The 26815-nt window shown below is 67.3% G+C and carries 29 protein-coding genes and 1 riboswitch; of the genes, 12 read left to right on the top strand and 17 right to left on the bottom strand.

Annotated elements, in window-relative coordinates; all coding sequences use genetic code 11:
- The first annotated feature begins 118 nt into the window (after positions 1 to 118).
- The 3 genes from ACFQZZ_RS30620 (at position 119) to ACFQZZ_RS30630 (ending at position 3618) form a co-directional block, all read left to right on the top strand.
- Positions 119 to 853, top strand: coding sequence for a TetR family transcriptional regulator (locus ACFQZZ_RS30620; protein ID WP_378687622.1), 735 nt, complete (start codon positions 119 to 121; stop codon positions 851 to 853).
- A gap of 52 nt (positions 854 to 905) precedes the next feature.
- Positions 906 to 1016, top strand: a riboswitch (SAM riboswitch).
- Between the two features lie 89 nt (positions 1017 to 1105).
- Entirely contained in the window at positions 1106 to 2458 is a 1353-nt protein-coding gene (locus ACFQZZ_RS30625; protein WP_378687623.1) for a bifunctional o-acetylhomoserine/o-acetylserine sulfhydrylase, read from the top strand.
- A complete protein-coding gene (locus ACFQZZ_RS30630; RefSeq protein WP_378687625.1) occupies positions 2455 to 3618 on the top strand; it encodes a homoserine O-acetyltransferase in 1164 nt (387 codons plus the stop codon). Before ACFQZZ_RS30625 ends, ACFQZZ_RS30630 begins: the two co-directional genes overlap by 4 nt.
- Before the next feature lie 47 nt (positions 3619 to 3665).
- On the opposite strand, the gene ACFQZZ_RS30635 is transcribed toward ACFQZZ_RS30630, so the two are convergent.
- Positions 3666 to 4319, bottom strand: coding sequence for a TetR/AcrR family transcriptional regulator (locus tag ACFQZZ_RS30635; RefSeq protein WP_378687626.1), 654 nt, complete (start codon positions 4317 to 4319; stop codon positions 3666 to 3668).
- A gap of 161 nt (positions 4320 to 4480) precedes the next feature.
- Here ACFQZZ_RS30635 and ACFQZZ_RS30640 point away from each other — a divergent pair, with 161 nt between their 5' ends.
- Positions 4481 to 5431: an oxygenase MpaB family protein gene (locus tag ACFQZZ_RS30640; protein WP_378687627.1), complete on the top strand. Its 951-nt coding sequence runs from the start codon at positions 4481 to 4483 to the stop codon at positions 5429 to 5431.
- Positions 5432 to 5449: 18 nt separating this feature from the next.
- Here ACFQZZ_RS30640 and ACFQZZ_RS30645 read toward each other — a convergent pair whose 3' ends face one another.
- Positions 5450 to 5776, bottom strand: a complete 327-nt coding sequence (locus ACFQZZ_RS30645; protein ID WP_378687628.1) for a hypothetical protein — start codon at positions 5774 to 5776, stop codon at positions 5450 to 5452.
- Positions 5777 to 5948: 172 nt separating this feature from the next.
- Positions 5949 to 6326, bottom strand: coding sequence for a winged helix-turn-helix transcriptional regulator (locus tag ACFQZZ_RS30650; RefSeq protein WP_378687630.1), 378 nt, complete (start codon positions 6324 to 6326; stop codon positions 5949 to 5951).
- Positions 6327 to 6395: 69 nt separating this feature from the next.
- On the opposite strand from ACFQZZ_RS30650, the gene ACFQZZ_RS30655 reads away from it, so the two are divergent.
- Complete coding sequence (locus ACFQZZ_RS30655) at positions 6396 to 7043, top strand: nitroreductase family protein (RefSeq protein ID WP_378687632.1); 648 nt, start codon at positions 6396 to 6398, stop codon at positions 7041 to 7043.
- 100 nt (positions 7044 to 7143) lie between these two features.
- Here the strand turns inward: ACFQZZ_RS30655 and ACFQZZ_RS30660 are convergent, their stop codons facing one another.
- Positions 7144 to 7389, bottom strand: a complete 246-nt coding sequence (locus tag ACFQZZ_RS30660; RefSeq protein ID WP_378688040.1) for a DUF3017 domain-containing protein — start codon at positions 7387 to 7389, stop codon at positions 7144 to 7146.
- A gap of 244 nt (positions 7390 to 7633) precedes the next feature.
- On the opposite strand from ACFQZZ_RS30660, the gene ACFQZZ_RS30665 reads away from it, so the two are divergent.
- The 3 genes from ACFQZZ_RS30665 to ACFQZZ_RS30675 all read left to right on the top strand — a co-directional run bounded on the left by ACFQZZ_RS30665 (position 7634) and on the right by ACFQZZ_RS30675 (position 9306).
- Positions 7634 to 8179 carry a carboxymuconolactone decarboxylase family protein gene (locus ACFQZZ_RS30665; RefSeq protein WP_378687633.1) on the top strand — a complete coding sequence of 182 codons (546 nt, stop codon included), beginning with the start codon at positions 7634 to 7636 and terminating at the stop codon, positions 8177 to 8179.
- 139 nt (positions 8180 to 8318) lie between these two features.
- Complete coding sequence (locus ACFQZZ_RS30670) at positions 8319 to 8741, top strand: hypothetical protein (protein WP_378687635.1); 423 nt, start codon at positions 8319 to 8321, stop codon at positions 8739 to 8741.
- Between the two features lie 100 nt (positions 8742 to 8841).
- Complete coding sequence (locus ACFQZZ_RS30675; protein WP_378687636.1) at positions 8842 to 9306, top strand: tRNA (cytidine(34)-2'-O)-methyltransferase; 465 nt, start codon at positions 8842 to 8844, stop codon at positions 9304 to 9306.
- 71 nt (positions 9307 to 9377) lie between these two features.
- Here ACFQZZ_RS30675 and ACFQZZ_RS30680 read toward each other — a convergent pair whose 3' ends face one another.
- From ACFQZZ_RS30680 to ACFQZZ_RS30690, 3 genes are read right to left on the bottom strand one after another with little or no spacing between them, the layout of a single operon-like run.
- Entirely contained in the window at positions 9378 to 9608 is a 231-nt protein-coding gene (locus tag ACFQZZ_RS30680; RefSeq protein ID WP_378687638.1) for a DUF167 domain-containing protein, read from the bottom strand.
- On the bottom strand, positions 9565 to 10587 hold the full coding sequence (locus tag ACFQZZ_RS30685) for a DUF4349 domain-containing protein (protein ID WP_378687639.1): 1023 nt from the start codon (positions 10585 to 10587) through the stop codon (positions 9565 to 9567). The genes ACFQZZ_RS30680 and ACFQZZ_RS30685 overlap by 44 nt, the downstream gene beginning before the upstream one ends.
- Positions 10588 to 10639: 52 nt before the next feature.
- Positions 10640 to 11254 carry a TetR/AcrR family transcriptional regulator gene (locus tag ACFQZZ_RS30690; RefSeq protein WP_378687641.1) on the bottom strand — a complete coding sequence of 205 codons (615 nt, stop codon included), beginning with the start codon at positions 11252 to 11254 and terminating at the stop codon, positions 10640 to 10642.
- Between the two features lie 74 nt (positions 11255 to 11328).
- Here ACFQZZ_RS30690 and ACFQZZ_RS30695 point away from each other — a divergent pair, with 74 nt between their 5' ends.
- Complete coding sequence (locus ACFQZZ_RS30695; protein WP_378687643.1) at positions 11329 to 11745, top strand: ester cyclase; 417 nt, start codon at positions 11329 to 11331, stop codon at positions 11743 to 11745.
- Positions 11746 to 11748: 3 nt separating this feature from the next.
- Here the strand turns inward: ACFQZZ_RS30695 and ACFQZZ_RS30700 are convergent, their stop codons facing one another.
- Together ACFQZZ_RS30700 and ACFQZZ_RS30705 are read right to left on the bottom strand one after the other, a co-directional pair.
- The gene (locus ACFQZZ_RS30700) at positions 11749 to 15105 is read right to left on the bottom strand and encodes an error-prone DNA polymerase (RefSeq protein WP_378687645.1); all 3357 of its coding nucleotides are present in this window, start codon (positions 15103 to 15105) and stop codon (positions 11749 to 11751) included.
- A gap of 93 nt (positions 15106 to 15198) precedes the next feature.
- On the bottom strand, positions 15199 to 15654 hold the full coding sequence (locus tag ACFQZZ_RS30705; RefSeq protein WP_378687646.1) for a hypothetical protein: 456 nt from the start codon (positions 15652 to 15654) through the stop codon (positions 15199 to 15201).
- Between the two features lie 134 nt (positions 15655 to 15788).
- Between ACFQZZ_RS30705 and ACFQZZ_RS30710 the strand changes: the two genes are divergently transcribed.
- Positions 15789 to 16772: an SDR family NAD(P)-dependent oxidoreductase gene (locus tag ACFQZZ_RS30710; protein WP_378687648.1), complete on the top strand. Its 984-nt coding sequence runs from the start codon at positions 15789 to 15791 to the stop codon at positions 16770 to 16772.
- Between the two features lie 135 nt (positions 16773 to 16907).
- Here ACFQZZ_RS30710 and ACFQZZ_RS30715 read toward each other — a convergent pair whose 3' ends face one another.
- Positions 16908 to 17849: a sucrase ferredoxin gene (locus ACFQZZ_RS30715; protein WP_378687650.1), complete on the bottom strand. Its 942-nt coding sequence runs from the start codon at positions 17847 to 17849 to the stop codon at positions 16908 to 16910.
- Between the two features lie 181 nt (positions 17850 to 18030).
- Positions 18031 to 18816 carry an alpha/beta fold hydrolase gene (locus ACFQZZ_RS30720; RefSeq protein ID WP_378687652.1) on the bottom strand — a complete coding sequence of 262 codons (786 nt, stop codon included), beginning with the start codon at positions 18814 to 18816 and terminating at the stop codon, positions 18031 to 18033.
- 222 nt (positions 18817 to 19038) lie between these two features.
- Between ACFQZZ_RS30720 and ACFQZZ_RS30725 the strand changes: the two genes are divergently transcribed.
- Positions 19039 to 19746, top strand: a complete 708-nt coding sequence (locus tag ACFQZZ_RS30725; RefSeq protein WP_378687654.1) for a class I SAM-dependent DNA methyltransferase — start codon at positions 19039 to 19041, stop codon at positions 19744 to 19746.
- Here the strand turns inward: ACFQZZ_RS30725 and ACFQZZ_RS30730 are convergent.
- The 3 genes from ACFQZZ_RS30730 to ACFQZZ_RS30740 are packed head-to-tail and all read right to left on the bottom strand — an operon-like array spanning position 19737 to position 22363.
- Positions 19737 to 21341 carry a DNA polymerase Y family protein gene (locus ACFQZZ_RS30730; protein WP_378687656.1) on the bottom strand — a complete coding sequence of 535 codons (1605 nt, stop codon included), beginning with the start codon at positions 21339 to 21341 and terminating at the stop codon, positions 19737 to 19739. The genes ACFQZZ_RS30725 and ACFQZZ_RS30730 overlap by 10 nt on opposite strands.
- On the bottom strand, positions 21338 to 21550 hold the full coding sequence (locus tag ACFQZZ_RS30735) for a hypothetical protein (RefSeq protein ID WP_378687658.1): 213 nt from the start codon (positions 21548 to 21550) through the stop codon (positions 21338 to 21340). The genes ACFQZZ_RS30730 and ACFQZZ_RS30735 overlap by 4 nt, the downstream gene beginning before the upstream one ends.
- 60 nt (positions 21551 to 21610) lie before the next feature.
- Entirely contained in the window at positions 21611 to 22363 is a 753-nt protein-coding gene (locus tag ACFQZZ_RS30740) for a hypothetical protein (RefSeq protein WP_378687660.1), read from the bottom strand.
- Positions 22364 to 22653: 290 nt separating this feature from the next.
- On the opposite strand from ACFQZZ_RS30740, the gene ACFQZZ_RS30745 reads away from it, so the two are divergent.
- Positions 22654 to 23772 (top strand): serine/threonine-protein kinase, encoded by a 1119-nt coding sequence (locus ACFQZZ_RS30745; protein WP_378687662.1) that lies wholly within the window; start codon positions 22654 to 22656, stop codon positions 23770 to 23772.
- Positions 23773 to 23779: 7 nt separating this feature from the next.
- On the opposite strand, the gene ACFQZZ_RS30750 is transcribed toward ACFQZZ_RS30745, so the two are convergent.
- From ACFQZZ_RS30750 to ACFQZZ_RS30760, 3 genes are all read right to left on the bottom strand, one after another.
- The gene (locus ACFQZZ_RS30750; protein ID WP_378688043.1) at positions 23780 to 24415 is read right to left on the bottom strand and encodes a response regulator; all 636 of its coding nucleotides are present in this window, start codon (positions 24413 to 24415) and stop codon (positions 23780 to 23782) included.
- 170 nt (positions 24416 to 24585) lie between these two features.
- Positions 24586 to 25899 (bottom strand): PspC domain-containing protein, encoded by a 1314-nt coding sequence (locus ACFQZZ_RS30755; protein ID WP_378688046.1) that lies wholly within the window; start codon positions 25897 to 25899, stop codon positions 24586 to 24588.
- A 201-nt stretch (positions 25900 to 26100) separates the two neighbouring features.
- Positions 26101 to 26799 carry a hypothetical protein gene (locus ACFQZZ_RS30760; protein WP_378687664.1) on the bottom strand — a complete coding sequence of 233 codons (699 nt, stop codon included), beginning with the start codon at positions 26797 to 26799 and terminating at the stop codon, positions 26101 to 26103.
- Between the last annotated feature and the right edge of the window lie 16 nt (positions 26800 to 26815).

Below are 26815 nucleotides of genomic sequence, written 5' to 3' on the forward strand. Positions count from 1 at the left end.
CTCGAAGTATGGCGATCATCCTGTCATTGTCAGACATTTGTCGTCAAGAGAAAAATGTCGCAATCCGACATTTGGCTGTCGGCGACACGAAAAGGCCTGGCTGCGATAGAGTGGGAGGATGCTCGAGTCATCAACGCCGACCGGCGCGAGCGCCGCAGCGGACTCCCCTGCCAGCGCCGAGGCGAACCAGGACCATGCCGCGAGTCCGGCGCCCGCGGGCCTGCGCGAGCGCAAAAAGCAGCAGACCCGCTTGCGCATCATCGAGGTCGGACTCGACCTCTGCGACGCGCACGGCTTCGATGCCACGACCGTCGAGCAGATCGCCAACGCCGCGGATGTGTCACCCCGCACGATCAACCGGTATTTCGACAGCAAAGAAGACATCGTCCTCGGGCCGATCAAGGACTTCGGCCTCGCCGTCGCCGAGACCCTGCGCGGACTCCCGGTCACCGGCAACGAGCTGCAAGCGCTGCGCGAGGCCTTCCTGCACGCTGTCGACCAGGCTGCAGGCGGAACTGAGCCGATCTCGTTCCGGCAGTTCCAGCAAATGCAGCGCATCCTGCGCAGCAGCCCGTCGGTCAGCGCGCGCAGCCTCGAGCACGCCGACCACAAGACCATCGCGATCGCCGAGGTGCTTGCCGAACGACTCCACACTCAGCCCGACGCACTGCAGGTGCGGCTGATCGTCGGCACCTGGCAGCTGATCGGTCAGCTCGGGATGGAGTGCTCGGTCGACATACTCGATGAAGACGACCCGGCAGCGGCAGCCCTGGCGGGCCGCACCGCGTTCCTCACGACCTACGACGAGTTCGTACGCCTCTGCTGCATCCCGCAGGCCACCGAAACCCAGTGAGTTCGGCAACGGATTTCGATCGTCGCCCGACCGCCAGCTATGATGCCGATCAGGTCATGAGTGCCAGCGCGAAGCCCCGGCTTGCTGGACGGCAACCCTCCAGCAGCGGTGGGGTGCTCCGGGTGATGACCGGGCTCTCGAAAGTCGAGAGCAAGCGCGCTACTGCAGGAGGTTCCCCCAATGTGTTGTTGTCCGTCGCCCACACCCCGGTAAGCAAGTAGTTCTGGCGAACAACCCTCTTTGGAGCAAGACATGAGTGACCCCATCGCGTCCGCAGCCGATATCGATCCGACCGTTTCGTCCGATCCGACGCAGTGGTCCTTCGAGACCAAGCAGGTTCACGCGGGGCAGGCCCCGGACGGGACCACCGGCGCACGCGCCCTCCCGATCTACCAGACCACCTCCTACGCCTTCCGCGATACCGATCACGCGGCCGCACTGTTCGGTCTGGCCGAACCGGGCAACATCTACACCAGGATCATGAACCCGACCCAGGACGTGGTCGAGCAGCGCATCGCCGCCCTCGAGGGCGGTGTCGCGGCATTGCTGCTGGCCTCCGGGCAGGCCGCGGAGACCTACGCGATCCTCAACCTGGCCTCGGCCGGTGACCACATCGTGTCCAGCCCGCACCTCTACGGCGGCACCTACAACCTCTTCCACTACTCACTGCCCAAGCTCGGTATCGAGGTGTCCTTCGTAGAGGACCCCGACGACCTCGAGCAGTGGCGTGCGGCCATCCGGCCGAACACCAAGGCGTTCTACGGCGAGACCATCGCCAATCCGAGCAGCGCCATCTTCGACATTCCCGGCATCTCCGCCATCGCGCACGCCAACGGGCTGCCGCTCATCGTGGACAACACGGTCGCAACCCCGTACCTGATCCAGCCGCTCGCGCACGGTGCGGACATCGTGGTGCACTCGGCGACCAAGTACCTCGGCGGGCACGGCACGGCGGTCGCCGGCGTGATCGTCGATGGCGGCACGTTCGACTGGACCGTGCGTGACGAGAAGGGCGAGCCACGGTTCCCCGGTTTCACCACCCCGGACCCGAGCTACCACGGTGCCGTGTTCGCCGATCTCGGCGCGCCCGCCTACGCGCTGAAGGCGCGCGTGCAGCTGCTGCGCGACCTCGGCGCGGCGGTATCACCGTTCAACGCCTTCCTGATCAGCCAGGGCGTCGAGACGCTGAGCCTGCGCCTCGAGCGGCACGTCGCCAACGCACAGGCGGTCGCCGAGTTCCTGAATACACAGCCGGGCGTCGAATCGGTGTATTACGCGGGACTGCCGTCCTCACCGTGGCATGAGCGCGCCAAGCAGCTCGCGCCCAAGGGACCCGGCGCGATTGTCGCGTTCGAGCTGAGCGGTGGTGTCGATGCGGGCAAGAAGTTCGTCGACGCATTAGCCCTGCACAGCCACGTCGCTAACATCGGGGATGTGCGTTCTCTCGTGATCCACCCCGCGTCGACCACGCATTCGCAGCTGACGCCCGAGGAGCAGCTGGCCTCCGGTGTCACGCCGGGGCTGGTCCGCCTGGCGGTTGGCATCGAGGGAATCGACGACATACTCGCCGATCTGCGAGCCGGTTTCGCGGCGGTGACGACGTGACCGTGAGCGCCGAACGGAGTGCCGTGCGACCCGCGTCGGCGGTGGCCCTGCCACCGCCGGACGGGCGGCTCGGCATGATCGCCATCGGGGACGTGCGGCTGGAGAACGGCGCTGTCGTTCCGGAAGTGCACCTTGCCGTGCAGCGCTGGGGTGAGCTCTCCCCCACGCTGGACAACGTTGTGCTGGTCGAGCACGCGCTGACCGGCGACTCGCATGTGGTCGGACTTCCGGACGATATCCATCCGATGCCGGGCTGGTGGGACGGCATGGTCGGCCCCGGAGCGCCGCTCGACACCGACGAGTGGTGTGTCATCGCGACGAACGTGCTCGGCGGCTGCAAGGGCAGCACCGGCCCCACCTCGCTGGCTCCAGACGGAAAGCCGTGGGGCGCACGGTTTCCGGAGGTCTCCATCCGCGATCAGGTGAACGCGGAAGCGGCGCTGATGGATCTGCTCGGCATCGACCGACTAGCCGCCGTTGTCGGCGGGTCGATGGGTGGCATGCGGGTGCTGGAGTGGATGGTCGGCGCACCGGATCGGGTCGCCGCGGCACTGGTGCTCGCCGTCGGCGCGCGCGCTACCGCCGACCAGATCGGCACGCAGACAACGCAAATCGCCGCCATCAAGGCCGACCCCGACTGGCAGGGCGGCGACTATCACGACACCGACCGTGTTCCGATGACCGGCATGGGCATCGCCAGGCGCATTGCGCACCTGACCTATCGGACCGAGTCCGAGCTGGACCACCGCTTCGAGAACAACGCGCAGGGCGACGAGGATCCATGGCGTGGCGGCCGCTATGCGGTGCAGAGCTATCTGGATCATCAGGCCGACAAGCTCTGTAGCCGTTTCGATCCGGCCACCTATGTATTGCTCACCGAGGCGATGAACCGGCACGACATCGGGCGCGGGCGCGGCGGTGTCGAGGCCGCGCTTGCCGCGACACCGGTGCCGTGCGTAGTGGGCGGTGTCGACTCCGATCGGCTGTATCCGCTGCGTACCCAGCAGGAACTGGCCGATGGGCTGCCCGGCTGCGACGGGCTCGAGATCGTGCATTCACGCGATGGCCACGACGGGTTCCTCACCGAAGCGGCCGCGGTGTCGAAGCTGCTGACCGAGACGATGCGGCTTGCCCGGGTGAACCGCGGGTCGGCCGACTGATAGCAGGGTTTTTCGACGGCCCTACCTGAAACGTTTGGCCGCCAAGTCTATTCGGCGACGGGAGCGCCGACGAGCAGACCGACGATGGAACGCACGTAGGCCTGCAACCGCTCCCGCGGATAGTTCTCGGGCTCACTGACCGCCAACCGGCCGAGCATCTCGGCGATGGTCAGCAGCGAATTGGTGAGCAGCGCGGAATCCACACCCGCCCAACGTGGTTCGAGCACGGTACCCATTCGAACCAGTGCCTCGGCCTGATCGAAGATGCCCGCACGCGAATTCCGCAGCGCGTCACGGTATTCTCCGGGGGCGTTGCCCGGTGCGGCGAGAATCAGCCGCCAGCGCGTCGGATTCTCCAGTGCCACACCGACGAACGCCTCGACCGTCGCCGAGGCCGCGACCACGGGATCGGCGCCCATGAGATCGGTGGGCAATGTCGAGGTGACCTGTTCGAGGCCACGCTCGTTCTCCCGCTCCAGCAGCGCCGTCACCAGTTCGGCGCGGGTCTTGAACACGGTGTAGAGCACAGGCTTTCCGACACCGGCCTCCTGCGCGACCGCCTCCATGCTCAGCTCGTGCAGTTCCATCCGACCCAGCACCGCGAAGGCCGCGTCGAGGAGTTGGGCGCGGCGCTGCTCCGGAGGCAGCCGCGGCGCGTATCGCCTGCGCGGGCTGTCGGCCGCGGTGTGCGTTCGAGTCACTGCCGTTTCACCTCCACCGGTCCATAGTGACACCCATCGGCGCCGGATATGGAATCCGTTCGAATACAAATGCTACGGGCCCGTTGTATTGTTCACCGCCAATTGCTACGGTTGCGTTGCATTCGCCGTCAGGGGAAGGCGAGCACGCAAAGGAGCAGCTGATGGCCTTCGATCCGACCACACTTCGCCGCGATGACTACGGGTTCTTCGGCCCCGACTCGCCCAGCTGGAAGATCTGGACCGCACCGACCGCGGTGATCGGCTTCCAGCGCGCGGTGGTCCTCGAACATTTCGACCCGTTCCTGACCGCGGCCGTCGCCGATTCCCGAGGCATCTACACCGACCCGCGCAGCCGCCTCGACCACACGTTCTCCTACTTCCTGCTCGTCGCCATCGCCGACGGCCGCACCGCCATCCAGGCCGCCGAGCACCTGATGCGGGTGCACGCACCGATGACCGGCATCGAACCGATCAGCGGGACGCGCTACAGCGCCAACAGCCCCGAGACCCAGCTGTGGATCCACATCACCGGCTGGCATTCGGTGCTCAAGGCCTACGAGATGTTCGGACCCGGCCCGCTGTCACCGGAGGAGGAGGCGCGCTACTGGCACGAGTGCGCGATCGCGGCCGAACTGCAGACCTGCAAGCCGGAGGATGTGCCGCGTTCCCGCGACGAGGTGCGCGCGTATTTCGCCAGGGTCCGCCCGCGGCTGTGCACCTCCGAGCGCGCCGAGGAGGGCATGCACCACCTGCTGTGGACCCCACTGCGCAACGGCGCGGGCATCAGTTATTTCGCCGGAAGCAGGCTGCTGTCGCTGGCTTCGGTTGCCACACTGCCGAAATGGATGCGCAAGCTCGGCAGGTTCGATCGGCCGCGCATCGTGGATCTGCCGGTCCGGCCCGCCGCCAAGATCATCGTGTGGCTCACGTCCGCGTTCAACTCGTTCGGTCTCATCGCGGCGGCGCCGTTCATCGCGCCGATGGCGGGACAGATCCTCGAACAGCATCTGAAGGCGGAGCCGCCGACAAGGCTCGAGACGATTACTCCGGCCGAGGCCCGCAGTCGCTACGGCGCTCGCAGCGGGCGCGCGGTGGCGGCCGAAGCAAGCTGAGGCTCGGGTCGACGAGCGCTAGACCTCGGCCGCGGGGTCACCCTCCAGCGCGCTCCACGGCCCCGTCGTCCATCCCGCGCCGTTGTGGAACGGCTTGCTGATCCAGGCGGGCGCGGGGCGGCCCGACCGGTTCGCGTCCGTCCCGGTGCGGGTTGCGACCAGGTAGTAACCATGGGAATCCCGTTCCAGGACAGGTAGATACGCGCAGACCAACCCGGCCGCCATATCCAGATCAACAGCCATGGCCGTCCCGACGAGAGGCGTGCCATCGAGCCCGTTGTCGTCGAACGCCACCACTGTCCACAGCGAGTGCAATCCGCCGCTGATTCCGTTGGTATTACTCATGCCGTTTCCCCCACGCTGGAGTCGCTGCATTGGACAAGACCGTCGGGGTCTCGGACGGCGCGGACTCGCTCGACACCTGAGCTATAGCTCATGAAAACCATTGCGAGCCGAAGGTTCCAGTTTACTACCTGAGACACTTCCGCGGATAACGTCACGATATCCACGCGGACTGTCAGCCTGCCGCGATGCGCCTGGCTTCCTCGACGCGATTGATATTGGTCTCGATCCACTCGCGCAGCGCCGCGATCGGGGTGCGCAGGCTGTGACCGAGCTCGGTGAGGTCGTAGTCGACGCGTGGCGGAATGGTGGGATGCACTGTGCGCGTGACGAATCCGTCTGTTTCGAGCTGGCGCAGCGTTTGCGTGAGCATTTTCTGCGAGACGCCATCGATGCGGCGGTGCAGGTCGGTGTAGCGCATCGTCCCGTCAGCGAGGGCGTCCACGATCAACACCGTCCACTTGCCCGCGACCTGGTCGAGGAGTTGTCTGGTCGGGCACTTCGCCGAGTAGACATCGGCGGGCAGTCCACTGGCCTCATGGATCGTACGCACGTTTTCGAGTGTAACGCACTTTTAAGTGCCGTCTTCCCATTGGAGAGTAACTCTCCGATAGTAAGAATTATGAGAACACCGACACTTTCAGTCCCCGCCGCCATCCGCGCCCGCCGCACCACCCGCCGCTACCGCCCCGACCCGGTCCCGCCGGAACTGCTCGAGGAACTGCTGGAGCTGGCGGTCGAGGCACCAACGGCCTGGAACATGCAGGACCGTTCGATCGTCGTGGTGACCAGTGAATCCGGCCGCCGCGACCTGTCGGACGCCGCCTTCGGCCAGCCGCAACCACTAGAGGCGCCGGTCGTGCTGGTCTTCGTCGCCGAGACGGCGGCCTGGGAGGCGGCCAATGCCGACATCGCCGAACTCGCCGGCCGCAACGGCGCATGGAACGCGGAGTTCACGGCCATGTTCGACTCCCGCGCCGAATTCCACTCGCTGCAACAGCGCGGGCTGATCCGCGAGAACGCCGTGAAGAACGCGATGATCGCGGCGACCTACGTCATGCTCGCCGCCACCAGCCTCGGTCTCTCCTCAGCGCCGATGAACGGCTGGGACCCGGACCTGGTCAAGAAAGCCATCGGCATCGATGGTCGCCCCGACCTGGCCATCACTGTCATGGTGGCCGTCGGCTACAGCGACGCCGACCCACCGCACCCCGGGCGCCGCCCGCGCGAGCACACCGTGTTCGCCGAGCGATATCCCACGGGCCGGTGAAATCAGTCGATAAGGGTGCCGTCCTCACCGACAATCTCGGCGAGGGCGAGCACGTCCGCGCTACCGAAGCCGTTCCAGCGCAACGACGGACGGTATCCCGTCAGCCGACGCCGAGGGTGTTGATCGTCGCGGCGATGAAGACGATCAAGGCGCCGAGCAGGCTCAGGGTGGCGACGTCGAACGGCTTGCTGCGCACCGCGAGCAGGCCGACTCGCGCGGTCGGCAGGCATAGCCGGAAGGCTGCCGCGAGCAGGGTCGCGCCGCCGAAGAACAGGGCGCCGCGGCGCCAGCGATCCTGGGCGACGAAGACGACCGCGAGCAGGATGACCAGGGTCACGATCACCATCGGCAGGTGACAGCGCAGGAACTGCTCTCCCAGGCTGTTCCTGCCGGTACGCCGCGCGGCGGACGAGTCGACGTCGGTCACTCCCCGATTGTCGCAGACGACACCCGCATGCATGCGGGCACCGACCTGTCCCGAGAGGTGAATGATCGTGCCCGGTGCCACGACTTCGAGCCCGCATATCTCTACTACAGAACGTAGTTTGGATGTAGTCTGGAGTCACCCGAGACATTGAGGGATGGGGACAATGAGAGCCCTTACGCGGATTCTGCATACTCTGAAAGCTGTCCGGGGCGCGAAGCGGAACCGGTCCGATCTGTTCGGCTGGCTCGGCCGTCGACCGCAGATCGGGTTCGGCATCATCGTGTACGAGACGATGTTGCTGTTCACCAATCGGCTGGATCCGAAACTCAAAGAGCTGGCCGAACTGAAGACCGCAGGCCTCGTGAACTGTGAGTTCTGTCTGGACATCGGCTCCGCGGTGGCCCGGTCATCCGGCCTCACCGAACACCAGCTCGCCGATTTGCCCCGCTACCGAACAAGCGACGCCTACACCGAGCTGGAAAAACTGGTCATCGCCTTCGCCGAAGCCATGACCGCCACCCCCGCCGTCGAACTCGACAACCTGCGCACCGAACTGCTGACCCGACTATCGAAATCCCAGCTGGCCGAACTGGCAGCCGCGATCTCCTGGGAAAACCAACGCGCCCGCCTCAACCAGGGCCTCGGCGTACGTCCGACCGGAATGGCGGACGGCATCGCATGCGCGCTGCCGGAGCGGCCCGCGAAGTAGGCTGCTCCCAGGCGAGCGCAGATGCGATCCCGGAGCAGGGCATCGATCCCGACGTGGGTTGAATGATGTTGTGGTCCAATTTGATTCGGTTGATGCCCCAGGAAATGGGCCCACCGGAGGAAATGGCATGATTTCGATCATGACCAATCGACGACTCCCTGTTCTCGCGCTGATCGCGCTTCCGGCTGTGGCGATAGCGCTCGCCTCGGGTGCCACCGCTGTCGCGGAACCCGGGCTGGAGCCCCCGGTGATGGAGGAGGTCTTCTCGCTGACAGGAACCGTGTCGGCGAAGTTCCATAACCCGAACGACCGGGGTGTGTGCTGGGTGTACAACAACGACACCGGCGCAATCTTCGGTGGCAATAACCCCACGTCCTTCGCCATCCCGGACGGCAAGATGGTCCAGTCCTCGCTGGGGAATGGGGGTCTCCCGACCGGACAGATGCGCGTGCGCGGCGCATGCGCCTTCGACCGCCCGACCGGGAATCACGACTATGCGTCGACTACGGACATCATCACCGTCGACGTGACGGGTAAGCCCAGCACGGGCAGCTTCGGCTGAGCCTGTGCGGGTCGGTACCGCGCACCCGGCCTACCGCTACGGATTCCGGTAGCGGTCAGGCCGTCGACCCAGCCGTGGCAGCACCTGATTGACTGGCCTTGTGTTCCGATTGATGTTCCATGAGCCGGCCATACCGGGGAATACCGGCAACGCGATTCGCCTGGTTGCTGGGACCGGGTGTGAGTTGCATCTGGTCGAGCCGCTCGGGTTCGACCTTTCGGAGTCCAAGCTGCGGCGAGCCGGTTTGGATTACCACGATCTGGCGTCGGTGACCGTGCACGCGAATCTGGCGGCGGCGTGGGAGGCGCTGCGGCCTGAGCGGGTGTTCGCGTTCACTACGCAGGCCGAGACGCACTACACCGAGGTGGTCTATCGCGAGGGTGATGTGCTGCTGTTCGGCACCGAGCCGACAGGCCTGCCCGCCGATGTGCTCGCCGACCCGCACATCACCGCCCAGCTGCGCATCCCCATGCTGCCGGGCCGCCGTTCGATGAACCTCTCCAACGCCGCTGCCGTCACCGTGTACGAAGCTTGGCGGCAACTCGGTTTTCCCGGCGGTGTGTAAACGCCTCCTCGGCATCACCGCACCGAGCCGAACCTGCACCCGAACACTGAAACCGGCTGCGTGGGAAGAGTTCAGAGGTCTACCTCGAAGCGTTTGAAGCGCGAGGTCGCGCCGGCGGCCAGGCGGACGGCGGATTTGGGTACGCCGTAGTGGTCGGCAAGGAGTTCGACGGCGGCCTTGTTCGCCTTGCCTTCGACGGCGGGGGCGCGGACGTACAGCTGCAGGGTGCCATCGTCGAGGGTTTCGACGAGTGGGCCTTTACGGCTGTTCGGTTTGATCGTCGCCCTTACCACTGTCGGCACCTGATGCTCCCGTCTCGGCGCTGGTATCGGCGCCCTTCGAGGTGCTCGCCGGGTCCGGTTCCGGTGCCGATTCCGCCACCGCGGCCGATTCTTCCGTAGTCGTGGCACCCGCTTTCCGACCGGGCCGTCGCACGGCGCGCACAATGCCCCAGACCACGGCACCGATTACCACGAGGAAGCCGAGCCACGGAATTGCCTTGCCGGTGAAGACGACCGCGTCCTGGAGCCAGGACACCAGCGAGTGCCAACCCGAGACGATGCCATCCCAGAAATTGGTCGGCCCGTCGTCGGATTTCTTGTCGTCGGTAGTGATGTCGATGGTCAGCGTGGACAGCGAGACCTGGTCGTCGAGGTGCCGCTTCTGCGCGGTGAGGCTGTCGAGTTCGCCCTGCCTGCTGGACAGCGCGCTTTCCGCGGCAATGAGATCCGCGGTGGTGGTGGCTCCGGCGATGAGCGCACGCAACCGGTCGACCGAGGCCTGTAGCGCTTTGATCCTGGCGTCCAGGTCCTCCCACCGCATCGTGACGTCGTCCCGGTTGGTGCTCACCTGGGTGACGCGGCCGAGATCGCCGAGACCATCGATGAACTTGTCCGTCTTGTCCGAGGGGATTCGCACGGTGAGCGTGGCGCTCGGGTCGGTGTCGTCGGTCCCCGGCTGTTCGGTGCGGCTATCGATCCGGCCGTCCAGCAGCCGCACCTGATCGGCGACCTTGCCCGCCGTGCCGACCGGGTCACCCGCGGTGAGGGAGACGCTGCCGGTGACGACCTCTTTGCGCAGCGCGACCGGATCACTGCCCTGCCCGCGGTTGTCCTGCTTCGGCGCCGGGGCCTGTTCGCGGAATCCCGGCGGCGTGATCGCGGGTGCGGCGGCGGTGGCCATGGTCGACCCATCCGAGACGGAGTTCCCGTTGTCGTCACCGCACCCGACGAGCAACGTCAAACCCAGCACGCCGGTCAACAAGACAGCAAGCTTGCGCATGATCGAAGAGTAGCCGCTGCGGTGAGATCGGTCACCGAGCTTGCCGAGCAAGCTATCTCGCTGGTGCGACGCCGACCAGTTTGATGAGGAAACGCTCGATCTGATCCTCGAGCGGAGGCCACGGCTGGTCCGGCTGGTTGAGTCGCATCGATACCGCGCCATGTACGGCCGCACGCAAATCGAGCGTGACCGACGGCGCGTCATCCTCTGGCGCGAGCCCGGCATCCATGCAGCGTTGGATCGCGGCGGTAGTGCGTTCGGTCAGTTGCCGCTTGAACGGCATCTCCGCGCGCTGGTTGAGGGTGCTTTCGTGCAGCACCTTGTACAGACCGGGATGCCGGTAGGCCCAGGCGCCGAGGACACGAGTGCGGGCGCGCAGTTTGTCGACGGGGTCGTCGGAGGCGGCTTCCGCCGCATCGATCGCCCGCACCAGGTCGCCGTGGTAGCGCTCCAGCGCGGCGAGCACCAGCGCGTCACGGTCGGCGAAGTGCAGATAGACCGACGTTGCGGCACTGCCGATTTCGCGCGCGACCGCGCGCATCGACAACGCCTGGTCATCGCCGAGCGTGTCGAGCAGTTCTATCGCGGCGGCGACGATCTCTTCCCGCAGTCGTCCGCCTTGACCGCGCGGGTTGCGACCGCGCTGGGCCGTCGAGTCGGACTTCATTCTCGGATTGTACCCAGACAAACGTAGCGCTACAGTTGTAGCGCTACAGTTGTTCACATAAGTGAGGATTACCCATGACCGGCGCACCGCAAGCCCATGACACCTCCGCTGACCCGAAGCTCGAGTCGAACAAGCGCACCGTGCTCGCGTTCTACGAAGCAGCCTTCAACGCAAAGGATTTCGCGGCCACCGCCGCATTGATCGGCGATCGGTACGTGCAGCACAACCCGGAAATCGCCGACGGGCTCGATGGGCTGCTCGCCCGACTCACCCACCTGAAGGAAGCATTCCCCGCATTGCACGTCGAGGTGAAACGCCTTGTCGCAGAGGGTGATTACGTTTCCGCGCAGGTGCACGGGGTGCGCGAGTCAGGGCAGCGCGGCCTGGCGATCATGGATATCTTTCGACTCGAGGACGGAAAGCTCGTCGAACATTGGGATGTCATCCAGCCGATCCCGGAAGAGGCTGTCAACCAGAACGGGATGTTCTGAGGATCAACGGAAGTCGCGAGACTTCGCTTCTATGCGCAGGTCCATGCGCTGCAGGTGTTCGGCGACGACACTGACCGCACCTTCGGCGTTCTGGACGCGGCCGCGGATGAGGAGGGCGGGGGCGCTCTGAGCCAGGCGGCGGTAGCGAGTCCACAGGCCCACCGAGCAGACGACGTTCACCATGCCGGTTTCGTCTTCCAGGTTCAGGAAGGTGACGCCCGCGGCGGTGGCGGGGCGTTGGCGGTGGGTGACGGCGCCGCCGACCAGGACTCGGGAGCCGTCGGGGACGGCGAGCAGACCCGCGGCGGGGATGACACCAAGGGCGTCGAGTTGGGGACGCAGGAATTCGGTGGGATAGCTGCCGGGCGAGACGCCGGTGGCCCAGACATCGGCGGCGGCGAGTTCGAGCTCGCTCATGCCGGGCAAGGCGGGGGCGGTGGTGGCGGCGCCGGTGCCGGGGAGACGGTCCGGACGTTCGCCCGCGGCGGCGCCCGCCGCCCAGAGCGCCTCGCGGCGGGTAATGCCGAGACTGCCGAGCGCGCCCGCGGTGGCGAGCGACTCCGCTTGGGCGACAGTCAGTTCCACGCGGCCGGTGAGGTCGATGAACGAGGTATACGGCGCCGGCCCGCGGGCCTCGACGATGCGTTCGGCGAGGTCGGCGCCGATGTGGCGGATTGTCGCGAGGCCGAGGCGCACCTGGGTGCCGTGCTGCTCGAGTGTCGGTTCGGCACGGCTGGCGTTGATGTCGGGGCCGTGCACGAGCACCCCATGCCTGCGGGCGTCGGCGACCAGCGACTGCGGAGAGTAGAAACCCATCGGCTGGGCGCGCAGCAAGCCTGCGCAGAAGGCCGCGGGATGGTGCAGTTTGAACCAGGACGAATAGAACACTATCGAGGCGAAGCTCTGCGAATGGCTCTCCGGGAAGCCGAAATTCGCGAAGGCATAGAGCTTTTCGTAGATGCGGTCGGCGACCTCGCCGGTGATGCCGTGCAGCTCGCGCATGCCCTGGTACAGCCGGTCCTTGAGCCGTTCCATGCGTTCCGGGGATCGTTTGGAACCCATGGCGCGACGCAACTGGTCGGCCTCGGCGGCGGTGAACCCGGCGACGTCGACGGCCATCTGCATGAGTTGCTCCTGGAACAGCGGCACGCCGAGGGTGCGGGAAAGCGAATTCCGCAGGGCCTCATGGTCATAGGTTGCCTCTTCGAGCCCATTGCGGCGGCGGATATAGGGGTGGACCGAGCCACCTTGGATCGGACCGGGGCGAATCAGCGCCACCTCCACGACCAGGTCGTAGAAGTTCCGCGGTTTCAATCGGGGCAGCGTGGCCATCTGTGCGCGTGACTCCACCTGGAAGACACCCACCGAGTCAGCGCGCGAAAGCATCTCGTAGACGGCGGCTTCCTTCAGGTCCAGCTTGTGCAGCTCGACCGTGTCCCCCTTGTGCTCGCGCACCATATCGATCATGTAGTGCAGCGCGGAGAGCATGCCGAGGCCGAGCAGATCGAATTTCACCAGATTGACCGCGGCGCAATCGTCCTTGTCCCATTGCAGCACGCTGCGACCCGGCATGCGCGCCCACTCCACCGGGCAGACATCGGCGATGGGCCGATCACAGATCACCATGCCGCCGGAGTGGATGCCGAGATGCCTTGGCAGACCTTCGATTTCGGCGGCAAGCTCGAGCACTTCCGCGGGAATGCCGGTATCGGTCTCGCCACCGACGCCGGTCCAGCGGCTCACCTGTTTACTCCACGCATCCTGCTGGCCCGGTGAAAAGCCCAGTGCGCGGGCGGCGTCACGCACCGCGGACTTACCGCGGTAGGTGATCACATTGGCCACCTGCGCGGCATAGTCGCGACCGTATTTGGTGTAGACGTGCTGGATCGCCTCCTCACGGCGATCGGATTCGATGTCGACATCGATATCGGGCGGGCCATCGCGCTCCGGGGAGAGGAACCGTTCGAACAGCAGATTATTGGCGACCGGGTCGACATTGGTGATACCGATCGCGTAGCAGACCGCCGAGTTGGCCGCCGAACCCCGGCCCTGGCACAGGATGTCGTTGTCCTTGCAGAAGGTGACGATGTCATGCACCACCAGGAAGTAACCGGGGAATTCCAGCTTGTCTATCACGGCGAGCTCGTGCTCGATCTGCTGGTACGCCTGCGGATTTCCCGCTCGCGGACCGTATCTGGCCGCGGCGCCCGCGAGTGTCAGCTCGCGCAGCCACGACTTCTCGTCGTGCCCGGCGGGCACCTCGAACGGCGGCAGCTTCGGTGCGATCAACCGCAGATCGAAAGCACATTCCCTGGCGAGCGCCACCGCGTTCGCCACCGCCTGCGGACAGGCGGCGAACAGCTGCGCCATCTCCGCGCCGGAGCGCAGGTGCGCCCCGCCGGTGGGGGCCAGCCAACCGGCGATCTCGTCCAGGCTCTGGCGCGATCTGATCGCCGCGAGCGCCATAGCGCGGCGACGCTGGCCGGGTCCGGCGAAATGCGCTCCGGTAGTGGCCAGCACGGGCAGGCCGAGGCGGTCGGCCAGCGCGACGAGGTGGGCGTTGCGCTCGTCGTCCTCCGGAATGCCGTGGTGGGTGAGCTCCACACTCACCCGGTCGACGCCGAAGCGTTCCGTCAGGTCGCGCAGCGCCGCTTCCGCATGGACGAGGCGGGTGTCGCCCGCACTCAGATCACGCTCGAGAGCTCGGCGCACATGGCCTTTGCGACAGCCGGTCAGGATGTGCCAGTGGCCGTCGGCCGCCACGGTGAGCGCGTCGAGGTCGTAGCGAAGAATGCCCTTCTCCCCCGCGGCCAGGTGCGCGGCCGCGATCTCGCGCGATAGTCGCCGGTAGCCCTCTTGACCTCTGGCGAGTACGAGCAGATGCGGACCGGCGGGGTCGGGCGAGCCGGTGCGCGGCGCCGAATCCGTGGCTCCGGCCTGCGCCGTGTCCCCTGACTGCTGAGCGGGCTGCGAACCGAGTGACAACTCCGCACCGAAAACCGTGGGCATCCCCCACTCCTTGGCGGCCTCCGCGAAGCGCACGGTCCCGTAGAAGCCGTCGTGGTCGGTGAGCGCGATCGCCGCCAACCCGAGCCGGACCGCCTCCTCCACCAGTTCCTCCGGCTGACTCGCCCCGTCCAGGAAGCTGTAGGCCGAGTGCGCGTGCAACTCCGCGTACGGCACCACCGGCCCATCGGCGGGTTCGACCGGCTCGGCCCGATACGCACCACGCTTGCGCGACCACGCAGGGCTGTCCCCGCCGTCGCCGGGGTACATCGCGTCCGGGTTCGTCCGGCCGGGACGCCCGGACAGCACCCGCTCCAGTTCCGCCCAGGTCGGTGGACCGTTGCTCCAGCCCATGACACATCACCTCCTCAATTATCGAACATACATTCGAAATATCAAGGAGTCGCAACGGGCCTGCGATATCGGGGATTCACCCGTCTCCGCAGGTCAGTTGGCCGGTAGCGGTTCTTTCGACGCGGCGGCCAGGGCGGCCTCGACATTGTCGAGCTTGGCTCGAATCACGGCGCCATAGGCGTCATTGGCGAGGATGTCCAGATGGCCGCGGGCGATAGCCAATTGCATACGGGCCGCGTCGAAATCGCCGACTCGGCGATGACTGTCGGCCAGGCTGAGGTACAGCGCGGGAAGGAAACCGCGGAGCCCCTCATCGAGCGGAACGCCGGGACCGAACACCGCGGCGAGCGCGCGCTGATCCCACAGCAAAGCGCCTTCGGCGGTGTCCTGCAGATCGGCGAGGTGATGCGCAATGAGGCAGCGGTGCAACGGATCTCCACTCGCACCGATCTCGTTCCACAACTCCTCGAGCAGCCGCCGAGCCGCCTCCGGATCCCCACCGCCGAGCCGCACCGCGGCAAATACTTCCGCCATCCGATCGTCCGCCATGCGCAGAGTATCGCACATATGTTCGAAGGATTCGAGATGCGTTCGAGCGCGAGCCCCGACGTGACGAGGCCCACTTGGCAGGTAAACTTACTTCAGAGTAAGTTCGTGCCAAATCGACCTGCAAAGGAGCAGCGATGACTCGAGCATCCGCTGACGACGCCGGCCCGCGCGGGCAGGCCCGGCGCAACCGCCGCGACCTCACCGGCCGGCACGTCCTCATCACCGGCGCCTCCTCCGGCATCGGCCGGGCCGCGGCGCTGGCCGTCGCGGACAAGGGCGCCATCGTGTTCCTGCTCGCGCGCCGCGGCGACGAACTCGCGACCGTGGTCGAGGAGATCCGGGCCGAGGGCGCCGTTGCCTACGGATATCAGTGCGACATCACCGATTCCGAATCCGTCGACCAGGCCGTCAAGGCCATCCTGGACGAGCACGGCCACGTCGACATGCTGGTGAACAATGCGGGCCGCTCCATCCGCCGCGCTATCCACCGCTCCACCGACCGGCTGCACGACTTCGAACGGACCATGGCGGTCAACTACTTCGGCGCGCTGCGGCTGACGCTGGCCCTGCTGCCGCAGATGCGGGAACGCAAGTTCGGCCACATCGTCAACATCAGCAGCGCGGGCGTGCAGGTGGCCACCCCACGCTTCTCCGCGTATCTCGCGAGCAAGGCGGCGCTGGACAAGTTCACCGAGGTGGCGGCGGTCGAAACCATGGCCGACGGCGTCACTTTCACCACCATCCACATGCCGCTGGTGCGCACCCCGATGATCACCCCGAGCGGCGATCAGGGCCCGTCCGAATCCCCTGAATGGGCGGCGGCCACCATCGTGCGCGCGCTCACCGAACGCCCCAAGCGCATCGACGTGCCGCTGGGCACCTTCGCCGAGTACGGCGCCCTGCTCACCCCCAAGATCCGCGACCGCATCCTGCACCGCTACTACCGCGCCCTCCCCGACTCCCCAGCGGCCAAGGGCGAACAAGCGGATTCAGACCCGGAGGACACGCCGGAAACCCCGACCCGCCAACGCGAGCCACGCCACCAGTCGACTGCCCGCCGCATCACCGGCACCGCCCTGCGCCGCGCCGCCCGCTGGGTCCCCGGCACCCACTGGTGAGGGCTCGTCCGCCATCGCGCAGGGGGCGATGGCGGACGAGCGCTCAGCCCGGTACCAGGCGCGGCTCCGGGAGGTAGTTGGACTTTCGGCCGCAGCGGAGTTCGGTGCAGCCGGCGTCTATGGCGATATCGGGCGTCAACCGCTGGTGATGGGCCGGATTTCGTCGGCGACCACCGCGGTCACCGGTTTCGGGGCAGCGCCGCAGCTGGCTTGCCGTGGGGCGAAGGCCACGGAGTGGACTGTCACGCGCCAGCGACGACCGTCGCGGTGAGTGACCACCGCCGCGCCTGCCAGAGTGGAGTCGGCCGAGTCGACTGCCGGGCCCGTTGAGGTCGCGGTGTCGGGTTCGAGGCGCACCGTCAGGTCGTCGGCGGCGGCGGAAATCCGTTCGCGCACAGCGAGTTCGGCGGCCTGCTCGATGGGTTTGTAGCAGCTGCGACCGCGTAGGCCGGTCATCGAGACCGCGCCGCGCCGTGCGGCCTCGACTGCCCGCACCGCGCCCGCGACATCGAGGCGGCCATAGGTCAGGCCGGAGGGCAGCAGGACCACGGCGGGGGCGAAGCGGTGGCCGCCGGTATGTGAGCATTCCCAGATCTGGCCGGGGTATTCGGCGGCCAGGCCGGCGGCGATCGGGCGGCCGAGGAGTGCGCAGCATTGGTCGCGTTTTCCGTGGGCGCACACCAGGACAAGCGGATCGTCAACGGGCGCACCGATTCCCGGTGACGGACCGTTGAGCAGGTGCAGATCAAGATCGAGCAGCTGCTTCAGATCGGTGATCTCGAAGCGTTCACACCACGAACCCGTCGGCCGCGAGCCGGCAATCAAAACCGTTCGAGTGCCGGTGAATTCGCTGCGCCCCGGTCGCCGGATCAGCGTCGGGCGGACCTGCGCCGCCTTGGTGCGGGCCGCCAGTTCGGCGGTGATCTCCGGCCCGAGCACCTCGTCACCGATGACATCGCGACCCCACGCACCGGGCTGCTCGACGCACAGCCAGCCGGTCACCCGAGTCGCGGTGCCCGGCAGCGGAACATCGACAGCCCACGCCGCCGAGCACAACATCCCCTCGAATCCGCTCATCTGCCCATCACCGCCCGTGCCACCTCAGCCCAGCCGCTGGCCGTCGGCGAACTTCCCCGTCCACCGTGGCGTGGTTGTCCACGAGCCGATCGCGGAACGACTGCTCGTCGGAAAAGAACAGGACCGGACGGTCGAGGACGGACATCGCTTCACTTTAGATCCCGTCGAGGGGGCGGATCCGTCAGTGCGTGGCGAGGAACGGCAGGACGGCGCCTTCGAACTCCCGGTAACGATCGCGGTGGATGCTGTGGCCGCAGGAGAAGGCGGTCACCGTGCAGTCGGGGATGTCGGTGCGCATGATCTCCAGTTTCTCCGGGTCGACCATGCCGCCGGGGCCACCGCGCAGCACCAGGGTCGGCGCGGTGATGTCGCGCAGCCGGTCCCACCATTCCGGGTTGGGTTTGCGGAATTGCTCGAGCGCGGTCCGCGTCATGGAGCGATCGAAGGCCAGCACCGCGCGCGGGTGCCGGATCAGGCTGGTGGTGGCGTGCCAGAGTTCGGGGATGGTCGGAAAGCGGCGGGTCAGCGTCATCTCCTCGTCGCCGGAGCGCAGCGGCAGCGGGCATTCCTCGATGACGAGACGCCGCACCAATTCCGGCCGTTCCTGGGCAACGCAGGACACCGCGTAGCCGCCGAGCGAATGTCCGACCAGGTCCACGGTAGTCAGGCCGAGTCGGTCGCACAGTTTCATGACGTCCGCGCCGAATTCGCCGAACAGATACGAGTCGGTGTGGGGGCTGCGGCCGTGTCCGCGCAGGTCAGGGATGATCACCCGGCGGCCCGCCTGCACCAACGTGTGCGCGAACCGATCCCAGGTGTGTCCGTCCCCGCCCATGCCGTGCACCAGCACCACGGGAACGGCGTCGAGCGAGACCGCCCCCGAATCCCGGTAGGCGATGTGTACGTCATCGAGCGCAGCCCGGCTCACGGTCAGATTCACGATTTCCGAGAATACCGAGGTTGTCATGCACCGGCCCCTGACTTGTTGCAGGGATCACCCACAGGCGCGCCATCAACACACCGGCTCCGGGAGCGACTCCGGCAGCCCTGCACCCTGCGATACGCATCCCACCAGCGCGATGCTTCGTAATCGGAGGCGATCCCCGTGGCCGGGTGCGCGGCGATCGATCGGCGCTCCGGGTCGATATCGGCTGGCGAGTACGGCACAATCCACGCGATACTGCGCCTCATGCCGTCCTTCGCGGATTTCGACCGCCGTAACTACCCCACCGTCGACGTCGCCACCGGATACGACGGGTGGGCGCCCACCTATGAGCAGACCGTCATGGACGAGATGGACCTCGCGCTGCTGGAGCGGCTGCAGCATCCGGAGTGGGCGAGGGTTCGGCGCGCCGCCGATCTCGGCTGCGGCACCGGCCGTACCGGCGCGTGGCTGCGCGGTCGTGGGATCTCGAGTATCGACGGCGTCGATGTGAGCGCGGGCATGCTGGAGCGGGCCAGGGCCCGCGATGCGCACACCACACTGGTCGAGGCAGACGTTCGCGATACCGGATTGCCCAGCGGCGCTTACGACCTGGTGATCTCCTCGCTGATCGACGAGCACCTGCCGAAGCTGGCGCCCTATTACGCCGAGGCGTGGCGGCTGGCCGCACCCGGCGCTTCCTGTGTCATGGTCAGCTACCACCCGCAGTTCATGATGGTGACCGGGATGCCGACGCACTACACGACCTCCTCAGGCGAGTCGGTCGCGATCAGCACCGATCTGCATCTGGTGAGCGAGCACGTGTCGGCGGCGCTGGAAGCGGGCTGGGTGCTCACCGAAATGGCGGAGGGACTGGTCGACGACGCTTGGCTGGCGACCAAGCCCAAATGGGCTGACCTGCGCGGCCACCCGTTCACCATGGCCACGGTCTGGTCGCGGCCCGGTCAGTCGTAAAGCCCTTCGGCGCGCCAGGTTTCGGAGTAATAGATAAGGAGCAGGACGCGGACGTCGGCGGGCTCACCCGCGAGTTGAGCTTGGGCGCGAGCCGCGACTCCGGCCGCGGCGGTGGGCGATTCGGGGGTCCACCACTGCTCGTCCACCGGCCATGGCCCCGCCCAGCCCGCCAAGCGCCAGTTTCTGCTTCCCCAATGCAGGCGGGCCGGGTCTGCGGTGAACAAGCCGCGGTCGGTGACCTGGACCGGGGTGCCGTCGGCCGCTTCCAGGCGCACCAGGGGCCGGTTCACCAGGATTACCGCGGGCGCTGGCTGGGGCATTCTGCCCGGCCAGGGTAAGGCCGGGTCGGCGGCGGGCACCGGCTCGTCGCCGAGCGCGACCATGGTGATGCGTTCCTCGGGGCCGCGGCCGCCGCTGAGCACACCGACCCGCACCGCCTCGCCACCGAGCAAGCCCTGCACCCGAATCAGGGCGCGGCGGGCCCTCTCGTCCTCCGCCCCGACTCCGCCCCACAGTCCGAGCTGGAGCGCGCCGGCGGCCACCACTTCGACAGGTTCCAGCCGCAACAGCGTGATCGGCGCGGTGGGCCTTGCACCGTCGCGGCGGGTGAGCCAGCCGTCCAGCTGCCAGCGCACCCGGTCGGCGGTGCCCTCAGGAGTCAGCGGCTCCGCGCACCGCCAGATACGCGAGAGTTGTTCGCCTGATTCGGTTTCCGCGAACACCGAAAGCCGGGTGCAGGACACCGAGGCCGCGGCGAGCACGGTGTGCAGTCGGGTGGCGAGCATACGGCCCGCGAAGGCGGCGGCATCGACCCGATCGATCGGTGGATCGCAGCGATACTCCACCGTCAGATCCGGCGGCGGACGGCGGGCGGACGGCGGCCGTTCCGGAACGCCGCGCGCACTGCGGTGTGCGAGCACGGCGTCGGCGCCGAAGCGCGAGCCGACCTCGATCGAGGTCAGCGTGGCAAAGTGACCGATCCTCCGTAATCCCAAGCGGTGCAACAGATCCACCAAATCGGCACGTTCCGGCGCGGCCAGACTCGGCTCGACGGCGAGCTCCGCGATCGGCAGTGGAGCAAGGTATCGCGCCGCCTCCCCTGGCGGCACGATCGCGCCGCGCCTGGCCGCGATCACCGCCGTGGACAATTCGTCGGCGATCCCGATCTGAGCTTCCACCCCGACGGCGGCCACCGCATCGACCAGTCGCTCCGCGGCCACCTCCTCGGACCCGAAGAACCGGGTCGCCCCACGCGCGCCGAGCACAAGCAGCCCAGGCCGCAACACCTCCACCCCGGGCACCGTCGCGTCGACGGCCGCGACCACGGGCTCGAACAACCGGGCATCCCGATCCGGATCAGCCTGCGCAATAAACAGATTCGGGCACCGCCCCTGTGCCTCGCGCCGCCGCAGCCCACGCCGCACCCCCTCGGCCCGCGCAATCGCCGAACACGCGACCACTTTGCCCGCCGCTATCACCGCCACCGGCTGAGTCGCCGGAAGCCGCGCCACCGCCGCCGCCGCAACCGCGGGCCAATCCAGGCACCACAGCGCCAGTACCCGCGAACCGCTCCGCACCCGACCCGGCTGGATCATCGCGACACACTCCATGGCGCGGTCGGATCAGGTCGGCAATCCAGAACCGCGACCGTGTACATGCCGCTGACGCGACGACGAACCGGCGCGGCCGCTACCGAGCTCGCGGCAGTGACGGCCACATCGGGCTTGCGGCCGAACGCAGCCGAGCGAGCAGCGACGAGCAGCACCTCGGGCTCGCCTGGATCACGGTGCCGCACCACGCACATCGGGCGTCACCTCACTCGCCGTAACTACCGCCCCAGATGGCACAGCCCCGAAGTACGCGCTCACGACGCCGCACCGCGCGTATCCGTCGTTTCGACGGCAGGGGCGAGGGATTCGAGCGACACCCATTCCACTCGGCCCGCGCTGGGGCGCAGCGCTATTCGGCCGCGGCGGGGCGGGCCCGCCTTGCTGCGGACATCGACCTCCAGGCATACCGAGCGGAGTCGGCCGCGGCCGGTGCCGAGGCCCGCATATCCGGCGACACGGGTGTCGAGACGAAGAGACGGGTTGGCCCAGCCGCCGTTGGTGACCACCAGGGTGGCGCCCTTGTTGCGGGTACGGGCGGCGATCACGCGGGCGCGAGCGGGCGGGACGGCGACGCCACCGAGGCCGAGCACCACCAGATCGAGGCCGTCGAGCAACACCGCGGCCACCTCCACCGGATCGGGGCCGGGGTCGGCGACGACGGCCAACCGCTGTAGTTGGGCACCCATCTCGACCGCGGCGAGCAGACCGAGCCGGGGCACCCCGACCACCGCGGCGTGGCCGCCGCCCTCGGTCACCGCGGCCAGCAACCCGGCCAGCAACGAACTCGTCCCGTTGTAGGCCACGACCGAGCCCTTGACCAGGCCGCCGTCGGGCAGCAACTCCGCAAGAGCGGGCGGCACAGCAAGCGATTCACGGCGCAACTCGGAGGCGAGCGGGATCCGCTCGGCCGCCGCCTCGCCGCGACCGGGTATCGCTGCCATCCGTCTGCGCAGCTCATCCAGCGTCGGCGCATCGCCACGTGTTCGAGATTCCGCATCCGCACCCATCTCTACCACCTACTTCCCACGATGGACCCGACGGCGAAGCATGCGGACCGGCCCCTTCTCGTCACCCGAAGCGAGGGCCAGCACCGATCCAGCTATCGATCAGTATCGAATATACGTTCGATACTTTCTTAGTAGAAACCCACCCCCGGGATCCGTCAAGAGCCCCGCCGCGAGTACTGTCACGCGCACTGCGAGCCCGGTATGGACGAGCGCTGAAATCACCGTCCGGGGCTGGCGGACTCTCGACTCGAATCAGGCCAGCTACCACCGAATTCGGATACCCTGCACCCATGATCGATCGCCCCCGCCCCATCGTCGGCCCGGACTATCTGGTTGCCGGCCGTTACCGCCTGCAGTCGAAAGTGGGTGGTGGCGGCATGGGCGCAGTGTGGCTCGCACACGACCGGCTGCTGAACCGGGATGTCGCCATCAAACAGGTCCTTACCACCGCCGGACTCGGCGAGGCGGAGGCGAACGCGATCCGCAGCCAGATCATGCATGAGGGGCGGGTGGCGGCGAAGCTCTCGCATGAGCACGCCATCGCGGTATACGACGTGGTGCTGGAGGCAGGCGAACCCTGGCTGGTGATGGAACACCTACCCTCGCGCAGCGTCGCGAAGGCCTTGGCGCTGGTCGACACATTGCCCCCGGTCGAAGTGGCGCAGATCGGCGCCCAGGTCGCCGACGCGTTGGCCGCCGCGCATGCCGCGGGCATCGTGCATCGCGACATCAAGCCGGGCAATATCCTTGTCGCCGACCGCGGTCCGGTCGTCGGCATGGCCAAGCTCAGCGACTTCGGCATCTCACGCGGCGCGGGCGAAAACTCCGACGACCCGGATGGCGTGATCACCGGCACCCCCGCCTACCTACCCCCCGAGGTGGCGCGCGGCGCACAGCCGACCGAGGCCAGCGATGTCTTCTCCCTCGGCGCCACGCTCTACACCGCGATCGAAGGACAGCCGCCGTTCGGCCTCGACGAGGACGTCAATGTCCTGGTCGAGCGCGCGGCCATGGCGCAGATCATTCCGCCGAGCCGCAGCGGCATGCTCACCAACGCCCTGCTGCACATGATGGAACCCGCACCGCAGCGCAGGCCGACGATGGCCCAGGCAAGGGATGAAATCCTCACCGCCGCCTTCGGTCCCGGGACCGGGCCTTACATTCTCGGCGCTCCGGTGCGCACCGAGGACGGCACCATTCCGGCATGGGCAGCGCGGAATTCCGCGTCGGGACTGCGCAGTCCGCACTCGACTCCGCTGCCGCGGCCGCATCGCACCCAGATAGGAACGACGGCATCGGCGCCGCAGCGGGCCAAACAGCCGCAGCCGAGCGCCGCTCCGCTGGCGATCGCCGTCGGCCTGCTGATCGGCTTGATCATCATCATCGCCATCCTCATCGCGGTGATGTAAGCGGCTTTCAGTCGATGCGGCGGCGGTGCGCCCAGCGGGTCAGCGCATTGCGGTTGGACTGCTGAGTTTTGCGGAGCACGTTGGAGGCGTGCGTCTCCACGGTTTTCACCGAGATGAACAAGGTTTCCGCGATTTCGCGGTAGGTATAGCCGCGCGCAAGCAGACGCAGCACCTCCAGCTCACGTGGCGTCAGCGAATCCAGTTCCGGATCCAGCGGCGGCTCCGGCACCTGTGACTTGCCGGTGAACGAGTCGAGTACGAACCCGGCCAGCCGCGGACTGAACACCGCGTCACCACCGGCGACTCTGCGGATGCCGTCGGCGAGTTCGGATCCCGAGATCGTCTTGGTCACATAGCCGCGCGCACCTGCCCGGATCACCGCGATCACGTCCTCGGCGGCGTCGGACACGCTCAGCGCCAAGCACACCGGCCCGTCCTCGATCCCCGAAAGCACCGCGACCCCGCCGCCCTCGGGCATGTGCACATCGAGCAGCACGACATCGGGCTTGGCCGTATTGATTCCGACCACCGCCTCAGCCACCCCACCGGCCTCCCCGACGACCTCCATATCGGGCTCCCGGCTCAGCTCCGCCCGCACACCCGAACGAAATACGGCGTGATCATCGACGAGAAAGACCCGCACGGTCACCTACTTCTCCTCTATCTGTCGGTGGATTGCCCACCCTGACTGCCGACCACCCGTGGGCGGCCCGCACTCAATCGGTACCACAAGACTCGCCCACCCCAGGGCTTCCTGACCCATACGCGACAACCGAGGCACGAACACACACCGACCGGACAGCGCAGGCCGTTTCACTTTCCGGGATGCACCGGCTGCCGAACCCGATCTGCCGCTTCGGCAGCGGTCGGCACAGAGGCCTCCGCTGCGCCGTCTTCGTCGTCCTGACCACCGGAATCGGTGCGCGGCATGATGATCCGCACTTCGGTTCCGCGGCCCGGATTCGACAGGATCTCCACTTGGCCGCCGCGCCGTTCGATCCGGCCGCGAATGGATTTCGCCAGGCCTTGCCGATCCTGCGGGATGGCCGCGATATCGAACCCGGCGCCGCGGTCGCGCACGAACACGCTCACCTGGTGCGGCTCGGTCTCGGCGAACAGGTCGATGTCCGGGACACCGGCGTGCTTGGCCGCGTTCACCAATGCTTCCCGGCTGGCGCCGAGCAGTGCCGTGAAATGTTCCTTGGGCAGGCCCGCACCGGTATCGCCAGGATCCATCGAGACATCCCCGACGGTCACCGGTGTGACCTTCACTCCGTGCTGGTCCTCTACTTCACCCGCGATGGTGCGCAGGGCGGCGGCCAAACTCGACTGCGCGGGGCCGGAATCCTCGAAGAGCCATTTACGCAGTTCGCGTTCCTGGCCGCGGGCCAGCCGGGTCACCTCCTGCGGGTCGTCGGCCTGCCGCTGTATGAGGGCAAGGGTCTGCAACACCGAATCGTGCAGATGCGAGGCGATCTCCTCGCGTTCCTCATTGCGGATACGGGCCGCTCGTTCGGCATTCAGCGCCCGCATCATCCGCAGCCACAGCGGCACGGTCAACAGACCGGCGCCCACCAACGTGACCGCCACCGCGATCAGCGCGGAGCCGAGCGAACTCAGATCGATCCTGGCCAGCACCACCACACCGAGCCCGAGCACGATCAGCGTGACCCCGGCGACGATGCGCGACCAGGTCACCACCGACGGACGCGCGGGCAACCCGAGCAGCGACCGAGGACCGTCGGTGTCGTATTCGCGCCACACCAGCGCCGCGCCGACCGCCACCACGACGACCGGCATGATCACTTTCGCCGCGGTCCCGCTGAGCAGCCACGACACCGCGACCGCCAACCCGATCCCGAGCAGCGCGAGCCCGATCCCCTGACGGCGCTCCGCACCGGAGGGCCGAGTCGCGTCGGAGCCGCCCGGGGTGAAGATCCACAGCAACCCGTAGCCGACGATGCCCGCCCCGGCCAGCGCGGACAGCAGCACGAACGCCATCCGCACCTTGAACACGTCGATCGCGAAGTGATCGGCGATACCGCCCGCCACCCCGCCGACAATCCGCCCACCCGACCGCCGCACCAACCGTGGATACGGCGGCCGCGCGGGATCGAACACCGGCATCGGACCCGACCCACCGGGCACCCCGAAGCCGCGGCCAGAGTCGAATCCACGGGCAGCGTCGAACCCACGGGCAGCGTCGAACGCGGGCACGGACGGGTACATGCTTTCGATACTGGCACGACCCACCGACACCCGACCATCAGGAATCACCCTGATCTTCACTTCATGTGACGACAGGTCGACTATCGACCTGGAACCGGATCAGTGGGCGATCTGTAGAGCTGGTTCGACGCGGATGAGGGCGACGCCGTAGGTGACGAACCAGACTGCCCACAAGAGCCAGCCGGTGAGGCCGATAAGGCCGAGGGGGCCGGGATGGTCGATGACCAGGGGGGTGATGGTGGCAGCGGTGAATTGTAGTGCGGCGGAGAGGAATCCGATGGCGGCGTGCCAGGGGCGGATGAGTCCGCCGCGGCGCCCGGCTATGGAAAGGCCGACGAGCGCGAGGGCCAGGAAAGTGCCGTTGAGGGTGAGGAGGGCGTCGTGGAGGGCCCAGAGTCCGGCGGAAGTGCCATCTGCCGCGGTCAGAGTGCCCAGGGCGTATCGGATTCCGACGACCACGGTGAAGGTGGCGTTCTGCAGGAGTAGTCCGGCGAATCCGGCCAGCGACCACCCCTCGCCGGTGGCGCGTTCGGCCGGTCGCAGCGCCGCGAGTGCACCAGCGCCGAACAGCACGGCGCAGAACCATCCCAGCGGTGCGGGTGCCATGGCGACCGCGACGAGGTCGTGTCGGCTGATGAAGAACTCGATCGCTTCGTCGCCGTCGGTGCCGGGACGCGGCAGACCGGCGGGTGCCAGGATCAGGTTGGCCAAGACGATGAACAGTGCGAAACCGAGACCAGCGAAGCCGGCGACCCGGAGGAAGGATGCACTGCCCGACAAATTAGACTTAACAATCATATTTTCAATATAATGT

The sequence above is a fragment of the Nocardia sp. GCM10030253 genome (assembly GCF_042675075.1).
Lineage (GTDB): Bacteria > Actinomycetota > Actinomycetes > Mycobacteriales > Mycobacteriaceae > Nocardia.

Coding starts and splice junctions, on each gene's coding strand:
- ACFQZZ_RS30620 (WP_378687622.1), top strand. CDS start 119: ATGCTCGAGTCATCAACGCCGACCGGCGCGAGCGCCGCAGCGGACTCC.
- ACFQZZ_RS30625 (WP_378687623.1), top strand. CDS start 1,106: ATGAGTGACCCCATCGCGTCCGCAGCCGATATCGATCCGACCGTTTCG.
- ACFQZZ_RS30640 (WP_378687627.1), top strand. CDS start 4,481: ATGGCCTTCGATCCGACCACACTTCGCCGCGATGACTACGGGTTCTTC.
- ACFQZZ_RS30645 (WP_378687628.1), bottom strand. CDS start 5,776: ATGAGTAATACCAACGGAATCAGCGGCGGATTGCACTCGCTGTGGACA.
- ACFQZZ_RS30655 (WP_378687632.1), top strand. CDS start 6,396: ATGAGAACACCGACACTTTCAGTCCCCGCCGCCATCCGCGCCCGCCGC.
- ACFQZZ_RS30660 (WP_378688040.1), bottom strand. CDS start 7,389: ATGGTGATCGTGACCCTGGTCATCCTGCTCGCGGTCGTCTTCGTCGCC.
- ACFQZZ_RS30665 (WP_378687633.1), top strand. CDS start 7,634: ATGAGAGCCCTTACGCGGATTCTGCATACTCTGAAAGCTGTCCGGGGC.
- ACFQZZ_RS30670 (WP_378687635.1), top strand. CDS start 8,319: ATGACCAATCGACGACTCCCTGTTCTCGCGCTGATCGCGCTTCCGGCT.
- ACFQZZ_RS30685 (WP_378687639.1), bottom strand. CDS start 10,587: ATGCGCAAGCTTGCTGTCTTGTTGACCGGCGTGCTGGGTTTGACGTTG.
- ACFQZZ_RS30690 (WP_378687641.1), bottom strand. CDS start 11,254: ATGAAGTCCGACTCGACGGCCCAGCGCGGTCGCAACCCGCGCGGTCAA.
- ACFQZZ_RS30695 (WP_378687643.1), top strand. CDS start 11,329: ATGACCGGCGCACCGCAAGCCCATGACACCTCCGCTGACCCGAAGCTC.
- ACFQZZ_RS30700 (WP_378687645.1), bottom strand. CDS start 15,105: ATGGGCTGGAGCAACGGTCCACCGACCTGGGCGGAACTGGAGCGGGTG.
- ACFQZZ_RS30705 (WP_378687646.1), bottom strand. CDS start 15,654: ATGGCGGACGATCGGATGGCGGAAGTATTTGCCGCGGTGCGGCTCGGC.
- ACFQZZ_RS30710 (WP_378687648.1), top strand. CDS start 15,789: ATGACTCGAGCATCCGCTGACGACGCCGGCCCGCGCGGGCAGGCCCGG.
- ACFQZZ_RS30715 (WP_378687650.1), bottom strand. CDS start 17,849: ATGAGCGGATTCGAGGGGATGTTGTGCTCGGCGGCGTGGGCTGTCGAT.
- ACFQZZ_RS30720 (WP_378687652.1), bottom strand. CDS start 18,816: ATGACAACCTCGGTATTCTCGGAAATCGTGAATCTGACCGTGAGCCGG.
- ACFQZZ_RS30725 (WP_378687654.1), top strand. CDS start 19,039: ATGCCGTCCTTCGCGGATTTCGACCGCCGTAACTACCCCACCGTCGAC.
- ACFQZZ_RS30730 (WP_378687656.1), bottom strand. CDS start 21,341: ATGATCCAGCCGGGTCGGGTGCGGAGCGGTTCGCGGGTACTGGCGCTG.
- ACFQZZ_RS30735 (WP_378687658.1), bottom strand. CDS start 21,550: ATGTGCGTGGTGCGGCACCGTGATCCAGGCGAGCCCGAGGTGCTGCTC.
- ACFQZZ_RS30740 (WP_378687660.1), bottom strand. CDS start 22,363: ATGGGTGCGGATGCGGAATCTCGAACACGTGGCGATGCGCCGACGCTG.
- ACFQZZ_RS30745 (WP_378687662.1), top strand. CDS start 22,654: ATGATCGATCGCCCCCGCCCCATCGTCGGCCCGGACTATCTGGTTGCC.
- ACFQZZ_RS30755 (WP_378688046.1), bottom strand. CDS start 25,899: ATGCCGGTGTTCGATCCCGCGCGGCCGCCGTATCCACGGTTGGTGCGG.
- ACFQZZ_RS30760 (WP_378687664.1), bottom strand. CDS start 26,799: ATGATTGTTAAGTCTAATTTGTCGGGCAGTGCATCCTTCCTCCGGGTC.